Origin of the sequence: Bradyrhizobium sp. KBS0727 (assembly GCF_005937885.2) — a bacterium.
Taxonomy (GTDB): domain Bacteria; phylum Pseudomonadota; class Alphaproteobacteria; order Rhizobiales; family Xanthobacteraceae; genus Bradyrhizobium.
The window spans coordinates 5,383,770-5,406,726 of the sequence record NZ_CP042176.1 but is presented as its reverse complement, the minus strand read 5'-3'; the positions used below and the strand labels follow the sequence as shown (position 1 = coordinate 5,406,726).

The 22,957-nt window shown below is 60.4% G+C and carries 22 protein-coding genes, 1 tRNA gene and 1 pseudogene; 17 read left to right on the top strand and 7 right to left on the bottom strand.

Going from position 1 to position 22,957, the window contains the following annotated elements; translation table 11 throughout:
- The first annotated feature begins 94 nt into the window (after positions 1–94).
- The 6 genes from FFI89_RS25385 (at position 95) to FFI89_RS25360 (ending at position 5,605) form a co-directional block, all read left to right on the top strand.
- Complete coding sequence (locus FFI89_RS25385) at positions 95–790, top strand: TetR/AcrR family transcriptional regulator (protein WP_168213041.1); 696 nt, start codon at positions 95–97, stop codon at positions 788–790.
- A gap of 805 nt (positions 791–1,595) precedes the next feature.
- Entirely contained in the window at positions 1,596–2,597 is a 1,002-nt protein-coding gene (locus FFI89_RS25380) for a TRAP transporter substrate-binding protein (protein WP_138830304.1), read from the top strand.
- 151 nt (positions 2,598–2,748) lie between these two features.
- Positions 2,749–3,321 carry a TRAP transporter small permease gene (locus tag FFI89_RS25375; protein ID WP_138830303.1) on the top strand — a complete coding sequence of 191 codons (573 nt, stop codon included), beginning with the start codon at positions 2,749–2,751 and terminating at the stop codon, positions 3,319–3,321.
- On the top strand, positions 3,321–4,604 hold the full coding sequence (locus FFI89_RS25370; protein ID WP_138830302.1) for a TRAP transporter large permease: 1,284 nt from the start codon (positions 3,321–3,323) through the stop codon (positions 4,602–4,604). The genes FFI89_RS25375 and FFI89_RS25370 overlap by 1 nt, the downstream gene beginning before the upstream one ends.
- Positions 4,605–4,743: 139 nt before the next feature.
- Positions 4,744–5,355 carry a Spy/CpxP family protein refolding chaperone gene (locus FFI89_RS25365; protein ID WP_138830301.1) on the top strand — a complete coding sequence of 204 codons (612 nt, stop codon included), beginning with the start codon at positions 4,744–4,746 and terminating at the stop codon, positions 5,353–5,355.
- 174 nt (positions 5,356–5,529) lie between these two features.
- A tRNA-Lys gene (locus FFI89_RS25360) sits at positions 5,530–5,605 on the top strand.
- A 1,250-nt stretch (positions 5,606–6,855) separates the two neighbouring features.
- Here FFI89_RS25360 and FFI89_RS25350 read toward each other — a convergent pair.
- The gene (locus tag FFI89_RS25350) at positions 6,856–7,284 is read right to left on the bottom strand and encodes an N-acetyltransferase family protein (RefSeq protein WP_371722535.1); all 429 of its coding nucleotides are present in this window, start codon (positions 7,282–7,284) and stop codon (positions 6,856–6,858) included.
- A 233-nt stretch (positions 7,285–7,517) separates the two neighbouring features.
- On the opposite strand from FFI89_RS25350, the gene FFI89_RS25345 reads away from it, so the two are divergent.
- The 5 genes from FFI89_RS25345 to fabI are packed head-to-tail and all read left to right on the top strand — an operon-like array spanning position 7,518 to position 13,902.
- Positions 7,518–8,654, top strand: coding sequence for an AI-2E family transporter (locus tag FFI89_RS25345; RefSeq protein ID WP_138830298.1), 1,137 nt, complete (start codon positions 7,518–7,520; stop codon positions 8,652–8,654).
- Between the two features lie 25 nt (positions 8,655–8,679).
- Complete coding sequence (locus FFI89_RS25340) at positions 8,680–10,902, top strand: DUF3141 domain-containing protein (RefSeq protein WP_138830297.1); 2,223 nt, start codon at positions 8,680–8,682, stop codon at positions 10,900–10,902.
- A gap of 29 nt (positions 10,903–10,931) precedes the next feature.
- Positions 10,932–11,894, top strand: a complete 963-nt coding sequence (locus FFI89_RS25335) for a phosphate acetyltransferase (protein WP_246669249.1) — start codon at positions 10,932–10,934, stop codon at positions 11,892–11,894.
- Between the two features lie 5 nt (positions 11,895–11,899).
- Positions 11,900–13,114 (top strand): acetate/propionate family kinase, encoded by a 1,215-nt coding sequence (locus FFI89_RS25330; RefSeq protein WP_138830295.1) that lies wholly within the window; start codon positions 11,900–11,902, stop codon positions 13,112–13,114.
- Positions 13,111–13,902, top strand: coding sequence for an enoyl-ACP reductase FabI (gene fabI, locus FFI89_RS25325; protein WP_138830294.1), 792 nt, complete (start codon positions 13,111–13,113; stop codon positions 13,900–13,902). The genes FFI89_RS25330 and fabI overlap by 4 nt, the downstream gene beginning before the upstream one ends.
- 17 nt (positions 13,903–13,919) lie before the next feature.
- Here the strand turns inward: fabI and FFI89_RS25320 are convergent, their stop codons facing one another.
- Genes FFI89_RS25320 through FFI89_RS25310 form a run of 3 tightly spaced genes read right to left on the bottom strand, consistent with a single transcriptional unit; the run spans position 13,920 to position 15,705 of the window.
- Positions 13,920–14,378, bottom strand: a complete 459-nt coding sequence (locus FFI89_RS25320) for a MaoC family dehydratase (protein WP_138830293.1) — start codon at positions 14,376–14,378, stop codon at positions 13,920–13,922.
- Positions 14,379–14,403: 25 nt separating this feature from the next.
- Positions 14,404–15,054 carry a 3-oxoacid CoA-transferase subunit B gene (locus tag FFI89_RS25315; RefSeq protein WP_138830292.1) on the bottom strand — a complete coding sequence of 217 codons (651 nt, stop codon included), beginning with the start codon at positions 15,052–15,054 and terminating at the stop codon, positions 14,404–14,406.
- A gap of 3 nt (positions 15,055–15,057) precedes the next feature.
- Positions 15,058–15,705, bottom strand: coding sequence for a CoA transferase subunit A (locus FFI89_RS25310; RefSeq protein WP_138830291.1), 648 nt, complete (start codon positions 15,703–15,705; stop codon positions 15,058–15,060).
- A 289-nt stretch (positions 15,706–15,994) separates the two neighbouring features.
- Between FFI89_RS25310 and FFI89_RS25305 the strand changes: the two genes are divergently transcribed.
- On the top strand, positions 15,995–16,465 hold the full coding sequence (locus FFI89_RS25305) for a potassium channel family protein (protein WP_138830290.1): 471 nt from the start codon (positions 15,995–15,997) through the stop codon (positions 16,463–16,465).
- Here FFI89_RS25305 and FFI89_RS25300 read toward each other — a convergent pair.
- The gene (locus tag FFI89_RS25300; RefSeq protein ID WP_138830289.1) at positions 16,416–17,099 is read right to left on the bottom strand and encodes a helix-turn-helix domain-containing protein; all 684 of its coding nucleotides are present in this window, start codon (positions 17,097–17,099) and stop codon (positions 16,416–16,418) included. The two genes, FFI89_RS25305 and FFI89_RS25300, sit on opposite strands and share 50 nt — an antisense overlap.
- A gap of 345 nt (positions 17,100–17,444) precedes the next feature.
- Here FFI89_RS25300 and FFI89_RS25295 point away from each other — a divergent pair, with 345 nt between their 5' ends.
- Together FFI89_RS25295 and FFI89_RS25290 are read left to right on the top strand one after the other, a co-directional pair.
- The gene (locus tag FFI89_RS25295; RefSeq protein WP_138830288.1) at positions 17,445–18,065 is read left to right on the top strand and encodes a response regulator transcription factor; all 621 of its coding nucleotides are present in this window, start codon (positions 17,445–17,447) and stop codon (positions 18,063–18,065) included.
- A 179-nt stretch (positions 18,066–18,244) separates the two neighbouring features.
- A complete protein-coding gene (locus tag FFI89_RS25290) occupies positions 18,245–18,571 on the top strand; it encodes a response regulator (protein ID WP_371722534.1) in 327 nt (108 codons plus the stop codon).
- An 11-nt stretch (positions 18,572–18,582) separates the two neighbouring features.
- Here FFI89_RS25290 and FFI89_RS25285 read toward each other — a convergent pair whose 3' ends face one another.
- Positions 18,583–19,209 (bottom strand): invasion associated locus B family protein, encoded by a 627-nt coding sequence (locus FFI89_RS25285; protein ID WP_246669248.1) that lies wholly within the window; start codon positions 19,207–19,209, stop codon positions 18,583–18,585.
- Positions 19,210–19,234: 25 nt separating this feature from the next.
- Positions 19,235–20,101, bottom strand: coding sequence for a S9 family peptidase (locus tag FFI89_RS25280; RefSeq protein WP_138830287.1), 867 nt, complete (start codon positions 20,099–20,101; stop codon positions 19,235–19,237).
- A 459-nt stretch (positions 20,102–20,560) separates the two neighbouring features.
- On the opposite strand from FFI89_RS25280, the pseudogene FFI89_RS35415 reads away from it, so the two are divergent.
- The 3 genes and pseudogenes from FFI89_RS35415 to FFI89_RS25270 all read left to right on the top strand — a co-directional run.
- Positions 20,561–20,662 (top strand): annotated as a pseudogene (locus FFI89_RS35415) (DUF1275 family protein); the annotation flags it as partial.
- Positions 20,661–21,188: a YoaK family protein gene (locus tag FFI89_RS25275; RefSeq protein ID WP_371721732.1), complete on the top strand. Its 528-nt coding sequence runs from the start codon at positions 20,661–20,663 to the stop codon at positions 21,186–21,188. The pseudogene FFI89_RS35415 and the gene FFI89_RS25275, both read left to right, overlap by 2 nt.
- Before the next feature lie 13 nt (positions 21,189–21,201).
- The gene (locus FFI89_RS25270) at positions 21,202–22,875 is read left to right on the top strand and encodes a SulP family inorganic anion transporter (protein ID WP_138830286.1); all 1,674 of its coding nucleotides are present in this window, start codon (positions 21,202–21,204) and stop codon (positions 22,873–22,875) included.
- Positions 22,876–22,957 lie beyond the last annotated feature (82 nt).

Below are 22,957 nucleotides of genomic sequence, written 5' to 3'. Positions count from 1 at the left end.
CGATCGGTTACGTGGCAGCCCGTGATATACTCATGAAGAGCCATTCAATACTCCGCGTGGCGTTCGGTTGGGAGCTATGTTAATTGAAGGCCCGATGCCGAAGAAAACCAGACTGGCTACCGGGCGCCAGGAGCGCCCGCGCAAGAGAGCCGAACAACAGCGTTCAATCGAGACGCGGGCGGCGATCCTTAATGCCGCCATCTCGGAATTTGCCGAGCGAGGATTTGAAGGTGCGAGCATCCGCGCAATCGCGGATCGGCTCGATCTGCAACATCCGCTGATCACCTATCATTATCGCAGCAAGGATATTCTCTGGCGGGCCGCGGCCGAGCACGCCTTCGCGCAGATACGGACCGAGTGGGATATTCTGGCGCCAGAAGGATCTGAACTGTCGCCGTTGGTGCGGCTGCGCCAGGAGTACACGGCTCTTTTTCGGTATACCGTCGCGTTTCCTGAATTTCATCGGTTCATGCGCCAGGAAGCCTTGACGAATAATCCGCGGCTGAAATGGCTGGCGGAAACTGTCCTGGCTCCGCTTCTGGCGCGATTGCTGCCTCAGATAGTTGAGGCTCAGAAACGAGATCTCCTTCCCGCAGTCGATCCGATTCTTTTCCACTATATGATGGTCAGCCTTACCGCCGCGCTTTCGGAATTTGGTCCTGAAATGCAAGTTACGAGCGGACTGTCATCCGACGACACGAAGGTTGTCGAAGCGTATTGGCGCCTGGTTGACGAGACGGTCTTCGGAGAGGAGCCGAAGACAGATCGCGCAACGGCAAGGACGCGCTGAAGGCGTGTGGCGGGCATCGTAATATCGCCTCCGTAACAGCCTCTGCGACGGGCGGCGTAGTGGCTGCGACAAAATGGCGCGACGGGCAAATCACCAAAAGTATGTCCAGCCCTTCGCGCAAAAATATTTCCGTTGCCCCGTCGGGCAAATCAGAAGTTTAACTCCCGCCATCCTGTCCCACCAAGGGGCGTTGGCCATCGTCGCAAACGAGGGGCAGGGAGCGGTGGACGCGAAGGCTGCGACTGACGAGCGCGGTCATTTGCGTACGGCGAAATCGTTTGGGTCCGACGCCCCGGTGCTGGCGTCAAGTTGGCGGAAGCGAAAGCCTACTCTGACGATGGTGGCAAGAAAGCCGGTCACCAGGACGATCACGTATAAGCCGTAAAGCCATTGCGCAGGGAAGGCCGGGTGTTCTCCGCTGAACCTGTATGCTCGTGTGCAGCATTTCTAATGCACATCGCACGCGAGACCGCGGGTGCAGCGCGCACCCGGTCTTCCCCGCGCCCTCTGATTTTCGGAGGGCAAGGTTTCCAGAAAAACTTCGGGCGATCAGCGCCGCGAGGAGGCGAAGTCGTATCTATCCTCCGTCATTCCGGGATGGTCGTGGCGAATGCGGTTGCCGATCGAACAGCTCGTCCCCTGGCATGGACAGAATGTCGCATTTTGCAGTGCAGCAAATTTGGGAAAGCAGCCCCTGCTAAAGGGGCAATGGCAATCCGGTTCGCTTCTCTGTATTGGTGCGGCTGGCATACGGGTATCGGGGCCGGGCATTTCCCGTGTTCCGCAAAAATAGCGCGGAGGAAACATGCGTAAACTGATCTTGGCTGCGGCATCGGTCGCGGCATTCGCTCTGGCCGGTCCGGCCGCGGCGCAGGCGCCGATCGTGATCAAGTTCAGCCACGTGGTGGCTTCCGACACGCCCAAGGGCAAGGCGGCCGAAAAATTCAAGGAACTGGCCGAGAAATACACCAACGGCAAGGTGAAGGTCGAAGTCTACCCGAACTCGACGCTCTACAAGGACAAGGAAGAGCTGGAAGCGTTGCAGCTCGGCGCGGTGCAGATGCTGGCGCCGTCAAACTCGAAATTCGGCCCGATCGGGGTCAAGGAATTCGAGGTGTTCGATCTGCCCTACATCCTTCCCGACCTGACCACGCTGCGCAAAGTCACCGATGGTCCACTCGGCGCCAGGTTGCTCAAGCTGCTCGATTCGAAGGGAATGACCGGCCTCGCTTATTGGGACAACGGCTTCAAGGAAATGAGCGCCAACAAGAAGCTCGTCACCCCCGCCGACTACAAGGGCGTCAAGTTCCGCATCCAGTCGTCGAAGGTGCTCGAGGCGCAGTTCCGCGCGCTCGGCTCGATCCCGCAGGTGATGGCGTTCGGCGAGGTCTATCAGGCGCTGCAGACCGGCGTGGTCGACGGCCAGGAGAACACCTGGTCCAACATCTACACCCAGAAAATGCACGAGGTGCAGAAGTTCGCCACCGTCACCAACCACGGCTACATCGGCTACGTCGTGGTCGTGAACAAGAAGTTCTGGGACGGCCTGCCGGCCGACATCCGCGCCGAGCTCGACAAGGCCATGAAGGAAGCCACCGCTTTCGGCAACGGCCAGTCGGCGAAGGAAAACGAGGACGCGCTCGCCGAAATCAAGAAGGCCGGCAAGACCGAAATCGTCACGCTGACGCCGGAACAGGACGCCGCGATGCGTAAGGCGATGGAGCCGGTCTACAAGGACGTCGCTGCCCGGGTCGGCCAGCCGCTGATCGACGAGTTCCTGAAAGAGACCGGCCAGGCGGGCCACTGACCGCCGCGACAGGCGAGCCCTTGGCTGCAAAAGTTTGCTGACTTGGGTTCGCACTGATCTTGCGCGGCGCCGGATAGTGGGGATCGACGGGCGCCGGCTTACATCAATGGAAGGCGATGCGCCGGAGTTTGCCGGGTGCGTGGGGGAAGAAATGCTGCTACGTATCCTTGATCGGCTCGAGGAAATCATCATTACCTCGCTGATGGGCGCGGCGACGGTCCTGATCTTTGTTTCCGTCGTTCACCGGTTCGGCACCGGCATATCGTTCCTCTATCCGCTCTTCATCCAGATCCACATCGCCTGGGCCCAGGAGCTGTGCATCTACATGTTCATCTGGATGGCCAAGTTCGGCGCCGCCTATGGTGTGCGGACCGGCATCCACGTCGGCGTCGACGTGCTGATCAACCGGCTCAACGACCGCTGGCGCAAGGCTGTGATTCTGTTCGGCCTGTTTGGCGGCGCGCTGTTCACCGCCATCGTCGGCACCATGGGCGCCAAATTCGTCTTCGAGCTGATGCAAACCGATCAGGTCTCGCCCGATCTCGAATTGCCGAGCTGGCTGGTCTATGCCTGCATTCCGCTCGGCTCCTATCTGATGTCGTTCCGCTTCATGCAGGTGATGTGGACCTATTGGTGGACCGGCGATCTGCCGCACCATGATGCGTCCCATGTCGAGGGCATTGAAACCAGCAAGAATGCGCCCATCGCGCTCGGAGAAGCGTGATGAGTGCGGCTCTCATCTTCGGACTGCTGTTTGCGCTGATGCTGACCGGCATGCCGATCTCGATTTCGCTCGGCCTCACCGTTCTGACCTTCCTGTTCACGATGACGGAAGTGCCGATCGAAAGCGTCGGGTTGAAGCTGTTTTCCGGCCTCGACAATTTCGGCATCATGGCGATCCCGTTCTTTATCCTCGCCGGTACCTTCCTGACCCGCGGCGGTGTCGCGCGGCGGATGATCGCGTTTACGACCTCGCTGGTCGGGCATTTGCCGGGCGGGCTGGGCCTCGCCGGCGTCGCGGCCTGCGCGATGTTCGCGGCGATTTCCGGATCGAGCGTCGCGACGGTAGTCGCGATCGGCTCGATCATGATGCCGGCGATGGTTGAACACGGTTATCCCAGGCGTTTCGGCGTCGGCGTGATCTCGACCTCGGGCGCACTCGGAATCCTGGTGCCGCCGTCGATCATCCTGGTGCTGTACGGCGTCTCGACCAACACCTCGATCGGGGCGCTGTTCATGGCCGGCATCGTGCCGGGTATCATTCTGGCGCTGATGCTGGCCGCGGTGACCTTCGTCGTCGCCCTGCGTAACGGCTATCCGAAGATGCCCAAGGCCACGCTCGGACAGCAATGGACCGCGTTCCGGGAAAGCCTCTGGGGCCTGTTGCTGATCGGTATCGTGCTCGGCGGCATCTATGGCGGCATCTTCACGCCGACGGAAGCGGCCGCCGTCGCCGCGGTCTATGCCTTCTTCATTACGGTGTTCGTCTACAAGGAACTGAAGCTCACCGAAGTGCCGAAGGTGCTGCTGCAGGCCGCGAGCATGAGCTCGATGCTGCTCTACATCATCACCAACGCGGTGCTGTTCTCGTTCCTGATGACGCACGAGCAGATCCCGCAGGAAATGGCCGCGTGGATCATCGACAAGAATTTCTCGGTCTGGATGTTCCTGCTCGTCGTCAACATCATCCTGCTGCTGGCGGGCAACGTGATGGATCCATCGTCGATCCTGCTGATCATGGCGCCGATCCTGTTTCCGCTGGCGACCAAGCTCGGCATCCATCCGGTTCACCTTGGCGTGCTGATGATCGTCAACACCGAGGTCGGCTTGTGCCATCCGCCGGTCGGCCTCAACCTCTACATCGCCAGCAGTATTGCCAAGATGGGGATCAGCGAGATCACGATCGCGGTGCTGCCGTGGCTGTGCGCGATGCTGGCCTTCCTCGGGCTGATCACCTACGTCCCGGAAATTTCGCTGTGGCTGCCGCGGCTGCTCGGGATGGTCTAGATTTTGCCGCAGTTGGCGCCGCGCGGTGCCGTCGATCAAAAGGGCGTTATGCTTCTCGGCAAGGGGAAGCTTTCCAATCGTTAAGTTGAACAACGGCAGGCAGCGGCTCATCCTCAGGCAACCTTTACAGGAGGTTCGCATGAGGAAGTTCACCATCGCCGCTGTCGCCGTGCTCGCCATCGCCGGCTCGACCGCCGTCTACGCCCAGCACCGCCATTGGTCCTACGGACATATGCGGATGAGCCCGGAGGACAGGGCGGCGTTCGCCGATGCGCGGATCGCAGCCGTTCATGCCGGCCTGAAGCTTTCGGCCGACCAGGAAAAGCTGTGGCCGCCGGTGGAAGCCGCGGTGAAGGATTTCGCCAAGCTGCGGATCGATCGCGCCAATGCGCGGATGAATGCGCCGCAGGACGATGCCAGCCAGAAGCCGGAAGATCCGGTCGCCCGCCTGCGCGAGCGCGCGGACAACATGGCGACCTCGGCTGCGGCCATGAAGAAAATCGCCGATGCGGCCGACCCGCTCTACAAGACGCTGGATGACGGCCAGAAGCGCCGCCTTGCCGTGCTGACCCATATGGAACACCGTTTCGGCGGCGGGGAAGGCTGGCGCCACCACGGTGGCATGGGCGGCATGGGCCCGGACCGCGGCTTTGACCGTGACCGCGACGACGGCGGCCGGGGTCGTGGTTTGGACCGGAATCGCTACGACCGCGACGGCGGCCCGGATCGGGGCGGCGGCGAGCGGCTCTAGACGCAGGTTTCGGCGGGTCGATCCCGGTGACGGCGGAAGCCGCTGAAATCCAGCGGCTTTTTGCCGTTCCGGGGGCTCGCCAAAGACCGGGAAAACTCGTTCCGGCTTGCTGGACATCCCGGGGTCGCTTTGCTAAACGACGCCCTCTTGCAGGGCTTCTCCGGACCAAGATCCGGGCGCATAGCTCAGTTGGTAGAGCAGATGACTCTTAATCATCGGGTCCCAGGTTCGAGCCCTGGTGCGCCCACCACCCAGTCTCTGGGTGACAGCCCTTGCAAGAATAGCCGCATTTATTGCGCTGGAGTGTGGGCTTTGGGTCGCCCGGCAGGTCTCCAGCAGAATCTCTGGCAAGCAAAGGGGTCTGTTCGTGCGCCTGTCTCCGCATCAGTTCTCGCGAGCGCCAAGATATGCGACCGTGGTGACGCGTCCCGAGACTACATCATCGAGCCACTGACGACCTCGGGCGATCGTGCTGACCAGGCGCGCCCGGCGCGCGAACTGCTCCGGGCGGACGTCGCTACGCATTGCATTGTGAGGGAGCAGGATCTGGCGGGACCTTCTGGAGGGCGGGTTTCTGCCAGGGAATTGTGAGCGACCGGACATATGGGGAATTTGATGTATCGTCCGCGCCGTCTGACTTGAGACTGATGACCAGCCTACGACGATTCCGGCAACTCGCTCCGAAATGGCATCGCGATCCCCCAAACTCTCAGCGCTCATGCCTTGGTTGGCGCCACGATATTCCTTTAGGGATTTTACGACGGTGTCTTCAACGTCAGCGGCGGGAAGGCGGGAGACGATCCAGCGGACGCGGTTTTAGCCTCTCCATGCAGGACTGGTGTCGACGCGTAGTAACGGTAGCGGACGCCGGCTTTTGTGGCGTGGGTCGGAATCATGCGATGCCCGGCGTCGTCGCACAGCAGCCCTGTCAACAAGTGGTCGGCCTTGTTGCGCAAGATGGTGCGGTGGGACCGGGCCCCGGCCTTCTTGATTGTGGGAGGAAGCGCCGGCACCTCCGAGGGTGGAGCGCGAGGGCGAGGCTACACGCCTCGATTTCTATCCGACTACCCCAAGGGTACCGTTGATCTACGTCAACGTGGGGCCGCCGCGGAGGCTGCAGTTTTGCTCGCTCACGAACTCCACAGTCCACCATGCTTTGCCCCCGGCTCGATGCTCTGTGGCTGGAACTATGGAGGATGCGGCACAAAGTGGGATGCAAGATGCGAAGAACCTTCTACTGTTGTTCGGCTGTCGCACTAGCCGTTATTTCATCCGGGTGGCGAAGCGCGACGGCGCAGGTTCTTACGCCGTTCCGCCATGAATCCCAGGCGCAGCGCCATTGTCTCGGAGATTCGATCGTCTGGCTCGATTTCGGAAACGGGCGCTACTATGCGAAGGGTCAAAAGCGCTACGCGTCGGGATTTTCCGGCAGCTTCGTGTGCAGGAATGAGGCTCGGAAGAGCGGCTACCGGCGTGCGCTACTGGGATTGAGATAGCCATCTAACCGAGCTTCAGAACGAGATGGACCGTCTGCGGGTCGCGCCGTCGAGTTGGCTTGAACCCGAATTTTTCGAATACCTTTCTCATCGCGGTGTTCTCGGGCAGAACTTCCGCCGTCAATTCCTGCAGTCCGGCGTCATTCGCAATCCTGGCGAGGTGACACATCAGGATCGAGCCGATGCCGCGTCCTTGCCAGGCATCCACGACGACAAATGCCATCTCGGCGCGTCCTGGCTCAAAGACAATGTACCTGCCGCCACCGGCGATGACCTTGCTGCCGGATTCCTCTGCAACGGCGACGATCGCGACATGGTTCTTGAAGTCGACATCCATGAAGAAGGCGCGTTCCTTTTCCGAGAAATGCCGCTTCATAACGAAGAAGCGACGTTGCAAGGATTTCGCGCTGGTCCTTTCGATCGCACCGAGCATGTCAGCTTCGTCCTCCCGCCGAAGCGCGCGGATGTCGACCTGGCTGCCATCGCGGAGAAGCTCGCGTGCGGTGTAGTCGATAGCTTCTGACATTTCGCCTCAAGTACGTGCAAACGATCGCCGTCGGCCGATGAAGCCGGGACTGGTCCGCGGCCGCTTGATCTGGATCAAGACTATTGCGCAAGAGCAGCAGGTAGTTGGCGCCACATGGCCACTCGCAGGAGGCGCGCGTTTTGAGAACCCTTCGCCAGCTCCTGTCCGGAGAAGATGTCATCCAGTTTGCAATCCGCCTCGGCTTGCTCGCTTTCCTGATCTACTGGACGTTTCTCCTGATCCGACCCTTTGTACCTATATTGGCATGGAGCATTGTACTCGCCGTCGCATTCCACCCGGTCTTTGAATTTCTTTCCAAGGCGCTAGGTGGTCGCCCGAAGCTTGCGGCAACGATCCTTACCATTGTCAATCTTGCGATCGTCATCGGACCGGCGACCTGGCTCGGCCTCAGCGCGGTAGATGGGTTGAAGGCGATCGCCGGTAATCTAGGTACAGGTAATCTGGCTGTTCCGTCGCCGCCTGAAGGCGTCAAGAATTGGCCACTCATTGGTCCGCAGCTGTATGAACTCTGGAATCAGGCCTTCAACAACATTCGATCGGCATTGCGCGAAGTGGCCCCGTATCTGAAACCGTTGGCGGGCATCATGCTCTCTTTTGCGGGTAACGCAGGGGTTGGGACGCTCCAATTTCTAATGGCCGTGGCGGTTGCCGGCTTTCTTTTTCCCTACGGTTCGCAACTTGTGGCGGCAGGCAGAGGCTTTCTCTATCGCATCGTGCCCGAACAGAGCGAACACTTCCTTGAGCTGGCCGGTGCAACCATCCGCGCGGTATCGCAGGGTGTCATCGGGGTCGCGATAGTCCAATCATTGTTGGCCGGGATCGGCTTCAAGCTGGCGGGTATTCCCAGCGCCGGCCTGCTGGCGTTTGCGGTCATGTTGCTGGCGATCGTGCAGATCGGCGCGGCAATCGTCCTGTTCCCCGTGGTCATATGGATCTGGTTCGACAAGGATTTCACCACGGCACTTCTGTTGACGATCTTCCTGGCGATCGTCGGGATCCTCGACAACGTGTTGAAACCGCTCGTGATGGGGCGGGGCCTGGCGACGCCGACGCTCGTCATCTTCGTGGGAGTGATAGGGGGAATGCTCGCGCACGGTATTGTGGGCCTCTTCATAGGACCAATCATTCTATCACTTGCCTGGGAGTTGACGGTCGCATGGATACGCACCGATCGCACCAAGGCGGAGTCACTTTCCGGTCGACCATCGAACGTTGACCTAAATCAACGTTCGGAAACCGCCGGGCTTCTTGAATGAAGCTACACGACAGTGAGGTCGAACCATGTCGATGAACAATGCGGCGCTCCCGGGCGGCCCGATGTCCGGGCTCGTTGCCTCAGCGGTGGAATACATGGTCGATGCGGGGCAGCGGAGCATGCTTTTCCTCGACGTCATGCGCCAGCGCGGCGACCAATACCGCGAACACGTCGCTCAGACAGCGCCCCATGTTCTGCAATATGCCGCCGAACTGATCATGGATGGGCGCAAGCTGGACGAACCTGTCAACTACGCGCTGGTGCGCATCATTCCGCCGAAGGGCGTCGAAATCGATCTCGATCGGCGGCCGTTCATCGTGGTCGATCCCCGCGCCGGTCACGGCCCGGGAATCGGCGGTTTCAAGGCGGACAGCGAGATCGGCGTCGCGATGCAGGCGGGTCATCCCTGCTATTTCATCGGGTTCCTGCCGGACCCGATGCCGGGACAGACGATCGAACGCATTGCGCGCGCCGAAGCGCAGTTCATCGAGAAGGTCATCAGCCTGCATCCCCAGGCTGACGGCAAGCCCTGTGTGATCGGGAATTGCCAGGCCGGCTGGGCCGTCATGATCCTGGCCTCGCTGCGGCCGGAACTGTTCGGGCCGCTGATCATCGCGGGTGCACCGCTCGCCTATTGGGAAGGCGTGCACGGCAAATACCCGATGCGCTATTCCGGCGGCCTGATGGGCGGCAGCTGGCTGACCGCAATGACCAGCGATCTCGGCGCCGGCAAGTTCGACGGCGCTTGGCTGGTGCAGAATTTCGAGAGCCAGAACCCCTCGAACACACTGTGGAGCAAGCAGTACAACGTCTATTCCAAGATCGATACCGAGGCGGATCGATATCTCGAATTCGAGCGCTGGTGGGGCGGGCACGTCAATTTGAATGCCGAAGAAATCCAATTCATCGTCGATGAGCTCTTCATCGGTAACAACCTTGCTGCCGGCAAGGTCGAGATGTCGGATGGCCGGAAGGTGGACTTGCGCAATATCAGATCACCGATCCTGGTGTTTTGCTCCGAGGGCGACAACGTCACCCCACCGCAACAGGCGCTGAACTGGATACTCGATTGCTATGCCGACGTGGACGAGATCAGGGCGTATGGGCAGACGATCGTCTATACGGTTCACCAAAGCGTCGGTCATCTCGGCATTTTCGTTTCCGGTGGTGTCGCCAAGAAGGAGCACGCCGAATTTTCCAGCAACATCGATCTGATCGACGTGTTGCCGCCCGGTCTATATGAAGCGACGTTCGAGGCAAAAGGTGAGGAGACCACGAGCGCCGACCTCGTCGCCGGCCAATGGGTTATGCGCTGCGAGGCGCGAACGCTTGACGACATCAAGGCTATGGGCGGCAATTCGCCCGAGGACGAGCGGCGCTTCGCTGCCGCCAAGCGCGTTTCGGAGATGAATCTCGCAGCCTACCAGAAATTCGTTCAGCCCTGGCTCAAGAATTTAGTGACTCCGCAAATGGCGGAGTCGATGCGCAAACTACATCCGCTGCGGATGCAGTATGAGGCCTTCAGCAGCCAAAACCCCTGGATGACCACGGTGAAGTCCGCCGCGGAAGGCATCGAAGAGAACCGCAAGCCGGTCTCGAAAGACAATCCCTTCCTGGTATTCCAGGAGCATATGTCCAAGCAGATCGTTCATGTGCTGGATAGCTGGCGCGACTCGCAGGAGGCGCTGAGCGAGGCCATCTTCCTCAACCTCTACGGTTCGCCGGCATTGCAGACAGCCGTCGGCATCGATCCGAAGTCCGAGCCGTCGCGCCGCAGGGCGATGTCGGCCGAACACCGTGCCATGCTGGACAAGCGGATCGCTGAACTGAAATCGAAGGTCGGAGAAGGAGGTTTGCGCGAAGCGAGCTTGCGGGCGCTGCTTTATGTAGGTTCGGCGCGGGGAATGGTCGATGAGCGCAGCATCGAAGCGCTGCGTCAGGTTCGGCGTGATCATGCCGGAGCACGATTGACGCTGCCCGAGTTCAAGATGCTGGTACGCGAGCAGTTCTTCATGCTGTTGCTCGATCTGGAAGGGGCGCTTGCCGCCATCCCGAAGCTGTTGCCCGAGGACGTCATGCAAAAGCGCAATGTGTTCGCGGCGATACGTGAGGTGTTGTCCGCCAGCCATGAGATCACGGGCGAACGCGCCAACCGCCTCGAGCGGATCGCCGGGTTGTTTGGTGTCGATGCAGGGGAGGTAGGGGCGTCAAACGTTGCCCCTTTCGATCCCGCGGCAAGAGCGTCATAGCGAAGGTTCAAAGGATTGGGAGCGACATCATGTCCGCCGACACAGGGCAAACGAAACCGCCCAGCAAATATGATCGATTGATCGAGGCGGCGAAAGCCGTGCCGCCGGTTCCGACCATCGTTGTGCATCCCTGCGACGAAACCTCGCTGCGCGGCGCTGTCGATAGTGCGCAGGCCGGCATCATTCAGCCCATTCTGATCGGTCCCGTAGGCAAGATCAGGGAGACCGCCGCCAAAAGCGGCCTTGACATCGCAGGCTTTGAAATCGTCGACGCCGGGCATAGCGAGGAAGCTGCCGCCAAGGGCGTCGAGTTGATTCACGCGGCCAAGGGCGAAATGCTGATGAAGGGCAGCCTGCATACCGACGAACTGATGCGGGCGGTGACGGCGAAGGTTGGCGGCTTGCGCACGGCCCGGCGCATCAGCCATGTCTTCGTGATGGACGTGCCGGCCTATGCCGAAACGATTTTCGTCACAGACGCGGCGATCAACATTTTTCCCGATCTTGGAGCCAAACGGGACATCATCCAGAACGCGATCGATCTCTATAACCAGGCGGGATTCGGCAAGAATCCGCGCGTGGCGATCCTGTCGGCGGTCGAAACCGTCACCGGCCTGATTCCTTCGACGATCGAGGCAGCGGCACTGTGCAAAATGGCCGACCGCGGCCAGATCACCGGCGGTGTGCTCGACGGGCCGCTCGCCTTCGACAACGCCATCGATCTGGAAGCGGCGCGGATCAAGGGAATCAAGTCCGAGGTCGCAGGTCGCGCGCAGATCCTGGTTGTTCCCGACCTTGAGGCCGGCAACATGCTGGCGAAAAATCTTGCCTACTTCGCCAAAGCCGATGGCGCGGGCATTGTGCTCGGCGCCCGGGTGCCCATCGTCCTGACGTCACGTGCGGATACTGCGCGCGCCCGCATGGCGTCCAGCGCCATAGCTTCGCTCTATGCCCATGCAAGGCGCCAACACGCGCCAACCGTTGTCGGGTGATCGCCATGGATACGATCCTCGTTGTCAATGCCGGCTCTTCGAGCGTTAAATTTCAGGTGTTCTCCGTCGAAGGAGAGGGGAAGTTAGAGCGGCGGATCAAGGGCCAGATCGACGGGATCGGCAGTCGTCCGCGGCTGCGCGCGAGTGGCCCGAACGGCGATCCGATGGCGGATCGCGCCTATCCGATTGAGGCGATAGCCGATGTACCGGCCGCGATGGCTGTTGCCGGCGCGTGGCTGCGCGACGAACGAAGTATCAAACCCATCGCCGTCGGCCATCGCGTCGTCCATGGTGGGCCTGACCATGCAAGCCCGGTGTTGATTGATCACGGGGTGGTAGGGCGGCTGGAGCGGTACGTCTCGCTCGCACCGTTGCACCAGCCACATAACCTCGCGCCGATCAAGACGCTCCTGAACAACTTCCCGGCTCTGCCGCAGGTCGCCTGTTTCGATACCGCCTTTCATCGCGATCACGATGCGCTGGCGGACCATTATGCGATCCCGCACCAGCTTCATTCCGAAGGCGTCAGGCGCTACGGCTTCCACGGCCTGTCCTACGAATATATCGCCAAGCGCTTGCCGCAGGTTGCACCCGACATTGCCGGCGGCCGCGTAATTGTCGCTCATCTCGGCAGCGGAGCCTCGATGGGCGCGATGAGAAATGGCAAGAGCGTTGAAAGCACCATGGGCTTTACGGCGCTCGACGGCCTTGCGATGGGAACGCGCCCGGGCCAGCTCGATCCCGGCGTGGTGCTGTATCTGATCGCGGAAAAAGGCATGTCTGCAGCGAAGGTGCAGGATTTTCTCTACCGCGAGTGCGGCCTGAAGGGGTTGTCCGGCATTAGCAACGATATGCGGGAGCTCGAGACCAGTGCGGATCCCCACGCGGCCTTTGCGATCGACTATTTCGTCTACCGGGTCGGCCTCAACGCCGGCATGTTGGCCGCGGCGCTTCAAGGGCTCGATGCCTTCGTGTTTACCGCCGGGATTGGTGAGAACTCGGCCTCAATCCGAGCCCGTATTGCCGAGCGATTGGCCTGGCTCGGCGTCGTGCTCGATCCGGCGGCGAATGCCCGGCACGCCAGCAAGATATCGCGATCCGACAGCCGTATTCCTGTGTATGTCGTTCCTACCGACGAAGAGTTGATGATTGCGCAGCACACGTTGGCAGTGCTCGTGAACGGAAAAAGGCCTAACCAGAAACGCGAGACCGTGTCATGAACATCCCGGTATATCCCGAGACCAGCGTCGCGCTCAAAGGCAAGAAGGGGCTCGTCGTTGGTATTGCCAACGATCAATCGATCGCCTGGGGGTGTGCCAAGGCGTTTCGGGCGTTAGGCGCCGACCTAGCCGTCACCTATCTGAACGAAAAGGCCAGGAAGCATGTCGAGCCGCTGGCCAAGGCGCTGGAGTCGCCAATCTTCATGCCGCTCGATGTGATGGTCGAAGGCGAAACCGAAAAGGTGTTTGAGCGGATCGGCAAGGAATGGGGCCAGCTCGATTTCCTGCTGCACTCTATCGCCTTCTCGCCGAAGAATACGCTGCACGGCCGTGTGGTCGACGTTGACCGGGAAGGTTTTCAGAAGACCATGGACGTGTCCTGCTGGTCGTTTATGCGGATGGCGCATCTGGCGGAACCGCTAATGAAGGACGGCGGCACCATGTTCACCATGACCTATTATGGTAGCCAGATGGTGGTGAAGAATTACAATGTCATGGGTGTTGCGAAGGCGGCCCTCGAGGCTGCGGTGCGCTACATTGCGGCCGAACTCGGCCCGAAAGGCATTCGCGTGCACGCCATTTCACCCGGACCGCTGGCAACGCGCGCGGCGTCAGGCATCCCCGAGTTCGACGAATTGATGGACAAGGCGCAATCGCAGGCACCGTCGCGCAGCCTGGTCAGCATCGATGATGTTGGGAAGGCGACCGCGTTTCTCGCTCTTGACGGCGCCAAGCTGATCACGGGAAGCGTGCTCTATATCGATGGCGGCTACCACATCATCGACTGACGTGCGCAATTCCTGCTTCAGCTGAAGTGCAGGCCGATCACCTCTGCGACGCAGGCGGGGCGTTTGCCGCCCTCGATCTCGATCGCTACGCGATAATGGACGCGCAAGCCGTTGGGTGGCACTTCTTCCGCCTCAGCAATGCTGACGCGACCGCGCAATTTTGACCCTGCCGGCACCGGCGACAGATAGCGGATGCGATCGGCGCCGTAGTTCAACGTGTTCTTCAGCCCCTTCAGCCCCATCACCGAGCGGATGAACATCGGCGTCAGGCTCAACGACAGCAGGCCGTGCGCGATGGTTTTTCCGCCCGGCATCTCGGCTTCCGCGCGCTCCTGGTCGACATGGATCCACTGCTCGTCGCATGTCGCTTCAGCGAACATGTTGATTCGGTCCTGCGTTACCTCGATCCAGTCGCTGAAGCCGATCTCCGTGCCGACGGCGGCCTTCAGCTCCTCGAATCCGTTGAAAATCCGCATGGCATCGATCCCGTTCCCGAGCGCGTTACAGCTTCATTTCCGGCACCCTGTCCGGAATGGTGAGTTCGGCGTCCGTCACTGCCAGGACTTCGGCGACGGTGACACCGGGCGCGGTTTCCTGCAGCGTCGCCTTGCCGCCGGGAAAGGCGATGACCGCCATATCAGTGACGACAAGGTCGACCGGCCGCGCCGAAGTCAGGGGCAGGCTACACTTGGTAACGATCTTGGACTTGCCCTTGGCCGCATGCTGCATGGCGACGATCACGCGCTTGGCCCCGCTGACCAGGTCCATGGCGCCGCCCATGCCCGGCACCATCTTGCCGGGAATCATCCAGTTGGCGAGGCGTCCACCGGCATCGACCTGCAAACCGCCGAGCACGGTGACATCGACATGGCCACCGCGGATCAGGCCGAACGACATCGCGCTATCGAAGGTGGCGGCACCCGGCAGTGCGCTGATCGGCTTACCGCCAGCGTCGGTCAGCAGTGGATGCGCCATACCCTGCTCGGGGATCGGGCCCGTGCCGATCAGCCCGTTCTCGGACTGGAAGAACACGTTGAGCCCTACAGGCAGATAGTTCGAAACCAGCGTCGGAATACCGATGCCGAGGTTGACGAGGTTGCCGGGTCTAAGTTCTTGCGCCACCCGGCGGGCGATGATGGCTTGTGCATCCATGGGTCACCCGTTCGCGACGAGGTAATCGACCAAGGGGCCGGGGGTCACAACATGGTCGGGCGCGATGACGCCGACCGGGACGATATGTTCGGCGGTGACGATCACCGTGTCGGCAGCCATCGCCATGACCGGATTGAAGTTACGGGCGGTGAGGGCGTAGGAGAGGTTGCCGGCATAGTCGGCAAGAAACGCATGCACCAGCGCGAAATCCGCGCGTAGCGCGGTCTCCAGCAGGTATGTTTTCCCGTGCACGTCGATCTTTTGCTTGCCTTCCTCGACCAGCGTCCCGACGCCAGTCGGCGTCAGCACGCCGCCGAGACCGCAGCCGCCGGCACGGATACGTTCGACAAAGGTGCCCTGCGGGATCAGGTCGACGGTGATCTGTTTGCCCAGCATCTGCTGCTGCGCCTTTGGATTGAGCCCAATATGGGTGCCGATCATGCGCGACACTTGTTGTCCGTCGAATAGCTTGCCGACGCCCTTTCCAGGCGTGGCCGCGTCGTTGCTGATCAGAAAAAGGCCCGACTTCTTCTGCCGCACCAACTCGTCGAGCAAGCGTCCTGGTGTTCCAACACCCATGAATCCGCCGACCATGATACTTGCACCGGCCGGGATCATTGCAACGGCTTCTTCCACGGAGACGGCCTTCATGTTGAATCTCCAGCCCGCAAGCGGTCAGTGAAAGCACAGACGCGATGATGATGTTGATGGAACGCCTCGTGCGCTCCTTTGATCTGTATCAAGGCATTCTGGCGTTCCGCGGCGAGGGTGGTGATGCCGATGCTTGTGAGCTTGTCCGCCCATAGCCGGCCCGATGCCCGTCGAGAATCTAATCCGAAGGAGACGCAAAGATTTCCTGAAGAGTTGATGTCGGGTCGCACGGTCGCCATGAGGCCAGCAAGGCTTCCCAGCCGGCCCTGTCCATCAAGAGGGGGGGCGGATGGCGCTTCAATTCCTGATCGGCTGTATTGTCAGCATAGTTAACATCATGGTTCACGCGCTGGTGACCGTCGGAGCGGTCGGTATCGCCCGCTCCGCGGGATCGCGGAACGCCGTGCGACCGGGATTGCGCCTGATGATCGTGATGGTTGGGACCGCGACGGTCCTGATGATGGCGCACACGCTGGAGGTTTTCGTCTGGGCGCTGGCCTATGCAACCGTCGGCGTGGCTCCCGCGGACAGTGATCTGCTCTATTTTGCCTTCGTCAACTACACGACGCTCGGTTACGGAGACATCACGCCGGTGCAGGCATGGCGGCTGACCGGGCCGATGACTGCAATGAACGGCATATTGATGTTCGGCTGGTCAACCGCCGTCTTGTTCGAAGTGCTGCGCAAGACGATCGAGCTTCCTGCGCGGATCACTCCCTCAGATCAATGCCTGCGAGTTGTCGACGATCCAGAAGCATGATTTGGCGCTGATTGCTGCCGATGAAGCCGATGATATCGAGTTCATGCAGTCGCGACAGTGCGCGGGACACGGTTTCCAGTGTGAGGCCAAGATAATCGGCGATGTCGCGCCTGGACATCGGCAGTGGCATGACGCCGGCCGCCGTAAGTCGCCGGTCCATCTCGATCAGGAAGGCGGCGACCCGCTCCAACGAAGTTTTCCGGCCCAGCAGCAGCATATGGTTTTCGGCGTGCTGCAGGTTGACCGTCGTCATGCTGAGCAGGTTTCGTGAAACCATGGCATCGCTCTCGGCCGCGATCTCAAGGCTGCGCCGTTTGATCAGACGCACCGTTGTGTTGACGATCGCCTCCGCCGTAAACCGATGTTCGGCCCCGTTTTCCAGCCCGAAGATGTCGCCGATGAGGTGAAATGCGCCGATCTGGCGCCGGCCATCCGAAAGCAGCTTGTAGCTTCGGACCGCTCCGCTCTTGACCTGATAGACGTAATCTGCCGGCTCCTTTTCGCCGTAGATTTCGCTCCCCTTTCTATAGGTGAATTCGTTTAAACTGACCTTTGTATTTGAATTACTTTCGATTCCCAGATCGCCGAGGGAGGTAGAGCGAGGAGCCGGGTCGGTCGTGACGCGGACGAACATGGTCAACTCCTAAACCGGCTACCGAAGACGACTCTTTAAAGGTCGTTTTGAAAGGTCGTTTTGCAGCCCTTGGAGATATCACTTTGCGGAATTGCCGCCGCCCGTCCCGCAATCTTGCTCCTAATTAATCTTCGCCTAAGATTGGGTATCAGGCTATTGTCCCATGGTGCATTGTACCAACGGACAGGGGTTCCGTACGATGCAGACGGCCGTTGTGAAACGGCTAAATCTTATGCGAATAGCCGTGGTTTGGACGATCGGTACAATCGCTCGGGATTCCGCGCGTACCTGACTGCGATTTGCGCGGTAGATCTCTCTTTCTCACTTGACGGTTGGGAGCGACAATTGCCTGGCCTGATCCATGTCATAGATGACGATGCTTCGTTCCGAACGGCGATCGAGCGCCACCTGAAGCTTGCGGGCTATGAGGTCGAAACCTATTCATCGGCCCAGCAATTGCTCGATCGTTTGCCGGATAACGAGACGCCCGGTTGTATCCTGCTCGACGTGCAGATGCCGGGGCTGACCGGCCTGGAACTGCAAGGCCGCCTTGCCGAACGTGGCTCGATCCTGCCCATTATCTTCGTCACCGGATATTCGGACACGCCAGCGACGGTTCGGGCCATCAAGGCGGGCGCAGAGGATTTTCTCACAAAGCCGGCTTCGTCGACGCAACTGATCGAGGCGATCGAGCGTGCCGTGGCGCGCTTCGCCCCGGCCTTTAGTCAACGGAACGAGCTCGAGGCATTTCGCAACCGGTTGGCGACCCTGACACCGCGCGAGCACCAGGTTTTCAACTTGATCGTCCGCGGCAAGATCAACAAGCAGGTCGCGCTTGAATTGGGAACCGCCGAGCGCACCGTGAAAGCCCATCGTCACGAAGTGATGGAGAAAATGCAGGTGAATTCCCTCGCCGAACTGGTTTCCATCGCAGAACGGCTTGGCTTGCTTCACCCGAAGACATGATAACCCTGGCTTTGGATTGGCGCTCCGCGTCACTCGCAGGGCTTCTTGCCCACTAGTACAATTGTGGACGTTGATAGCAGCGTGTCAGGATAGGATGTCTGATTGCGAGAGGATGGATCTTGCAAAACGTCCCCCTGCCGACGCGCAACTCTGTCTTTGTTGTAGATGATGACCCATCAATGCGTAGGGGCATCATGCGGTTGTTGAAGATGCACGGATTCAATTCGACGTTGTTCGAATCGGCCGATGCAATACTTGATCATGACGATTTCGGCAGAGCATTTTGCGTTATCATGGATATCGATTTGAATGGCGAGTCCGGCATCGGCGTATGCCGACGTCTCGCCAGCATGGGTATACGATTGCCGGTCATCTTTATCACCGGCAACGATAGTGATGCGGTCCGGACAGCGGCTACCGAAATGGGTTGCCTTGCGTACTTGACCAAACCGTTCGAGGCCCTTTCGCTCATCAAGCCTGTTGAAGAAGCCCGCGCAGCCGCGTAGACGGTCTTCAGTCATTCCTCGATGTCCTGTTCGAATTTCTGCGCCGGCGCATTTTTGTGGACCAGAGCGAACTGGCCAAGCGGCAGCGAGGTCGTGAGCGATAACAGGTTCGAATCCACGAACTCCAGCCGCAGCACCCGTCCCGTATTCATTTCCTGGATCAGCCGCGGGTTGACGACAGTGCCCGCAATGCAGGTGTTGGTGAGGCACCACGTATAGGGCACGAGGTAGGGCTTGCCTTGGTCGATGGTAAGTTTGACCGGGTTTTGCAGATACATGCCGACGGGAGAGAACACCTGCAGCCGCTTTGCGCCGTCACCCTCGCGCTCGATAATGTCCAGGCGAATCGCCATTTGGCCGGTCGCGAATGTACCGGTGACGGAAGTCCGGCAAACCATCTTTGCACCACCGGGCTGGAAGCAGAGCTTCCTCCAGTCGCCGTAGTTGACGTCCTTCACCTCGCGCTCACCGCGGGGTGTCATTTCGGTCCCGGAGGGCGCATCCGACGCGGGGCTCTGTTGTGATGCGGCGGTCTGGCTGAACGCCATGCTGGCAACCGCCGCTATCAAGAGCCGCGGGAAGTAAGGCCTCTGACAACCTGTATTCAACTGCACTTCAGTGCGGTGTCGGCCTGACATGGCTGCGTCTCCTGGTTTGGCCTTCCTATTTCGTTTGATCCAGAAACTTCGTTACGATCGGTGCCCAGATCGCGATGCTGTCAGGAGAGCCGATAAAGAAATGCCCGTCGTCTCCGAACGGTGGCATGAGATGGTATTCGGCCTTGCCGCCGGCCGCCGTAAATGCTTCGAGCATACGTTTCGACAGGGCAGGGCCGAAATAGGTATCGTTCTCAATATAAATCCACAACATCGGTGTGCGCGATGTGCGGCCGAACTCGTAAGTCATCTCCACCAGTTTGTCCGGCGCGCAATTGTTGTTTGGCTTGCCGTCAACACGGCCGCCGCGGCCGGCGGCAAAGATGATGACGGCCTTGACTGGTGGCGGGTTCAGGCTTGAAAGTGCGATCCCGGCCCACCCGCCTGCGGACTGCCCGACGACGATGACGTTCTCCGGCAGAACGCGCTTTTCGGACACAAGGTGATCGATGATCCAGAGGTCAACTTGCGCAATTGCCAGCCCGGGAGCACGGAAATCGGGATTGCTGCACTTTCCGACCTTCGAGAAGAACGGGCCGTAGATTCCTTGCTCGGGTACGTCGATGGCGGATGCGCCGTATCCTGAGCCGACGGGGGCGACCACGAGATAGCCGCGCTGCGCAAACCATTTGGCGGCGTCGCGAAACTCGACGAGGGGGAAGAAGCTGCGGTCGATCGCCTTGAGCGAAACGCCATGGTTCATAACCGCCAGAGGAAATGGTCCGTCGCCGACCGGCCGGGTCACATAGGCGAACATTGGAAGCGGCAGGGGCAGCGCCCAGATCTCTTCCTGAATCTTTCGCGGTGCGGCCTGATCGTCCGCACGCGATGGCGAAACCAAACCGACCGACAGCAGCATGATTGCTACTGCCATGCTCCGTAAGCCCTGCTGACCCAACGTTATTCTCCCGATCTGGAAACGCCGCGGCAATTGCTCAACCGGAAAACATGCGGCCGGCGCATGGTCGAAGGCGCAAGAATTTCGTGCCCCGAGCGGTAGCCGACCACGCGTCGTGCCGATCGAAAATCTTCGAATGCTGACGTGGCCGAAGCAGCGAATGGATGCCGCCAATGGCAGGAAGACTTTCGGAGCGTGGAATTGGTTCGCCCGACAGTGCCCACGGTTGTTTTTCCCTACCACGGAGTTCGATTTGCTTTGAATGGAATCCCGGAAGCCCGGGCAAGTCTTGATCCAGATCAAACCGCGTCGGGCTTGCGTCATCGCTTATGGGTCTGACCGGACCTCTGCGAGAGCTTGCGCCGCAACATGAGTTCTCTCGATACTGCCGCCAGCGGACCGATGCGTCGCGACGAAACGGTGTAGATCGCGCTGTTGCTTGCTTTCACGGGAGGCTATCTCGACGCTTACACCTGGATCGTCCACGGAGTGATGGCGAACGCGCAAACGGCTAATCTAGTGTTCCTGTGGGTGAATGCGATGGCTGGGAGTTGGCAAGAGGCGTTTCACTTCGTGCCCTCGCTTTTTTGCTTTCATGGCCGGGGTTGTACTCTCCTCGTGGCTACGCCGCGCCGTCGGCGGTCGCGCTGGCCAGATCAGCCTTCTCGTGGAAATCTTGATACTGATCGTGGTCGCTGTCGTGCACAATATTGCGCCCAATGTTGCGGGCACGCTTGGCGTCTCCATGGTCGCGGCCATGCAGACGTCGATCTTTACCAAGGTCGAAGGTTCGGTCTACAGCTCTGTGATGATAACAGGCAATTTTCGCCAGGCGATCGAGGGCGCATTCGCCGTGGTCGCGCGGGATCCGCAGGCCGGGCTGTCGCGAAAATCCTGCATCTTCATGGGACTTTGCGCAACGTTTGGAACAGGGGCGGCCGCAGGTGCCTTCATTACGGAGCGCATGCCGAAATTCACCCTCGCTCTTCCCGTAGCCGCTTTGCTTCTCGTCCTACTCCTATGCTGGACATTGCGTCCGGTCGATGTGACGGAGCACGGCTGAACAAGAGGCCGCTATGAAATTCAACGGAATCAAATTCTTTCCGCCCGCGCAGTGGCTTGCCGAGTACCGAAGCGACTGGTTTCGCCACGACATCATCGCAGGCGTTACGCTGGCCGCCTACGCGATCCCGGTGTCGCTGGCTTATGCCGCACTTGCCGGTCTGCCGCCGCAGGTAGGCATCTATGGCTACATGCTTGGCGGCATCGGCTATGCGCTGCTCGGCTCGTCGCGGCAGCTGGCGGTCGGCCCGACCTCGGCGATCTCGCTGATGATCGCGGCCACGGTCGGCGCGCTCGCGGCAGGTGATGCGGTCCGGTATGCGCAGATCGCGAGTTTGACGGCCGTTGCGGTTGCGACCCTCTGTCTGATTGCATGGATATTCCGACTAAGCATGCTGGTGCGCCTGATCAGCGACAGCATTCTGGTCGGCTTTAAAGCCGGGGCCGGACTCACCATCATCATGACACAACTGCCGAGCCTGTTTGGCGTCGCCGGCGGCGGACGAAATTTCTTCGATCGCCTCATCACGCTGGTCGGGCAGCTTGGTGGCGTCCACTGGATCGTGCTCGCTTTCGGGCTTGTCGCCATCCTGCTGCTCCTGCAGGGCGAACGCTTGTTGCCTGGCAAGCCGGTGGGACTTGCCGTCGTTATCCTCTCGATCTTTGTCGCGACGGTGTTTGGCCTGCCGGCGCTCGGCATTCCCGTCACCGGCGAGATCCCGAAGGGCTTACCGAGCTTTGCCCGGCCGACCTTCGGACTACTGGAATTCGACGAATTGTTTCCACTGGCCGCCGGCATCCTGTTGCTCGCTTATGTCGAAGGCGTCTCGGCCGCGCGAAGTTTCGCGGCGAAACACGGCTACCCCCTCGACGTCCGGCAGGAGTTTTTGGGCTTGGGCGCTGCCAATTTCGCGGTGGCGTTCGGTCATGGCTATCCGGTCGCGGGCGGACTGTCGCAATCCGCCGTCAACGATCTGGCGGGGTCGAGGACGCCACTCGCACTGGTCATTTGCTCAGCCACGCTGGCAATCTGCCTGCTCTTTCTCACAGGCTCGTTAACCAATTTGCCCAAGGCGGTACTCGCCGCGATCGTTTTCACAGCGGTCTACCGGCTCGTTGACGTCGTCGCGCTGGTGCGAATGTGGCGTATCAGCAGGATCGACTTCTACGCCGCGGCGATCGCCCTCGTTGCGGTGCTGATGCTGGGTATACTTCAAGGCATCTTGCTGGCGGCGCTGGCTTCCATTTTCCTGCTGCTCGCACGCGCCTCGCAACCGAACGTGGCAATTCTCGGCCGCTTGCCAGGAACCGGCCGTTATGCCGACAGCGCGCGCCACCCGGACGTCGAACCGCTCGCAGGTGTGATCGCGTTCCGCCCGGAAGCCTCGCTGCTCTACATCAATGCCGAAACGGTGATGGAGACCGTGTTGGCAAAGGTCGACGCAACGCCGGACATCAAGAATGTTGTCTGCGGCCTTTCATCGTCTCCCTTTATCGATCTCGCGGGCGCGAAAATGCTGCACGACCTCCACGGCGAGCTCGCCTCGCGCCGTATCGTCTTCCTGATCGTCGGCGCTCGCGGCCAAGTCCGCGATGTCTTGCAGGCCGATGGTCTTGCGGAAAAGACCGACAAGGCCAACTGGACTCGGAGAATGGACAGTGTGCTCGGCGAGTTGGGGGGCGATTGACCTTACGACGCTGCGACACGCCGAACGCGAGGTCCCGCGCACATGACCAGTTTTGCGTTGACTTGGATCAAGAGACGCAGGC

Bases quoted from the DNA above. Each gene is read 5' to 3' on its own strand.
- FFI89_RS25385 (WP_168213041.1), top strand. From the start codon at position 95: ATGCCGAAGAAAACCAGACTGGCTACCGGGCGCCAGGAGCGCCCGCGC.
- FFI89_RS25380 (WP_138830304.1), top strand. From the start codon at position 1,596: ATGCGTAAACTGATCTTGGCTGCGGCATCGGTCGCGGCATTCGCTCTG.
- FFI89_RS25375 (WP_138830303.1), top strand. From the start codon at position 2,749: ATGCTGCTACGTATCCTTGATCGGCTCGAGGAAATCATCATTACCTCG.
- FFI89_RS25370 (WP_138830302.1), top strand. From the start codon at position 3,321: ATGAGTGCGGCTCTCATCTTCGGACTGCTGTTTGCGCTGATGCTGACC.
- FFI89_RS25365 (WP_138830301.1), top strand. From the start codon at position 4,744: ATGAGGAAGTTCACCATCGCCGCTGTCGCCGTGCTCGCCATCGCCGGC.
- FFI89_RS25350 (WP_371722535.1), bottom strand. From the start codon at position 7,284: ATGCTCGGTGCGATCGAAAGGACCAGCGCGAAATCCTTGCAACGTCGC.
- FFI89_RS25340 (WP_138830297.1), top strand. From the start codon at position 8,680: ATGTCGATGAACAATGCGGCGCTCCCGGGCGGCCCGATGTCCGGGCTC.
- FFI89_RS25335 (WP_246669249.1), top strand. From the start codon at position 10,932: ATGTCCGCCGACACAGGGCAAACGAAACCGCCCAGCAAATATGATCGA.
- FFI89_RS25330 (WP_138830295.1), top strand. From the start codon at position 11,900: ATGGATACGATCCTCGTTGTCAATGCCGGCTCTTCGAGCGTTAAATTT.
- fabI (WP_138830294.1), top strand. From the start codon at position 13,111: ATGAACATCCCGGTATATCCCGAGACCAGCGTCGCGCTCAAAGGCAAG.
- FFI89_RS25320 (WP_138830293.1), bottom strand. From the start codon at position 14,378: ATGCGGATTTTCAACGGATTCGAGGAGCTGAAGGCCGCCGTCGGCACG.
- FFI89_RS25315 (WP_138830292.1), bottom strand. From the start codon at position 15,054: ATGGATGCACAAGCCATCATCGCCCGCCGGGTGGCGCAAGAACTTAGA.
- FFI89_RS25310 (WP_138830291.1), bottom strand. From the start codon at position 15,705: ATGAAGGCCGTCTCCGTGGAAGAAGCCGTTGCAATGATCCCGGCCGGT.
- FFI89_RS25305 (WP_138830290.1), top strand. From the start codon at position 15,995: ATGGCGCTTCAATTCCTGATCGGCTGTATTGTCAGCATAGTTAACATC.
- FFI89_RS25300 (WP_138830289.1), bottom strand. From the start codon at position 17,099: ATGTTCGTCCGCGTCACGACCGACCCGGCTCCTCGCTCTACCTCCCTC.
- FFI89_RS25290 (WP_371722534.1), top strand. From the start codon at position 18,245: ATGCGTAGGGGCATCATGCGGTTGTTGAAGATGCACGGATTCAATTCG.
- FFI89_RS25285 (WP_246669248.1), bottom strand. From the start codon at position 19,209: ATGTCAGGCCGACACCGCACTGAAGTGCAGTTGAATACAGGTTGTCAG.
- FFI89_RS25280 (WP_138830287.1), bottom strand. From the start codon at position 20,101: ATGGCAGTAGCAATCATGCTGCTGTCGGTCGGTTTGGTTTCGCCATCG.
- FFI89_RS25275 (WP_371721732.1), top strand. From the start codon at position 20,661: ATGCGATGGCTGGGAGTTGGCAAGAGGCGTTTCACTTCGTGCCCTCGC.
- FFI89_RS25270 (WP_138830286.1), top strand. From the start codon at position 21,202: ATGAAATTCAACGGAATCAAATTCTTTCCGCCCGCGCAGTGGCTTGCC.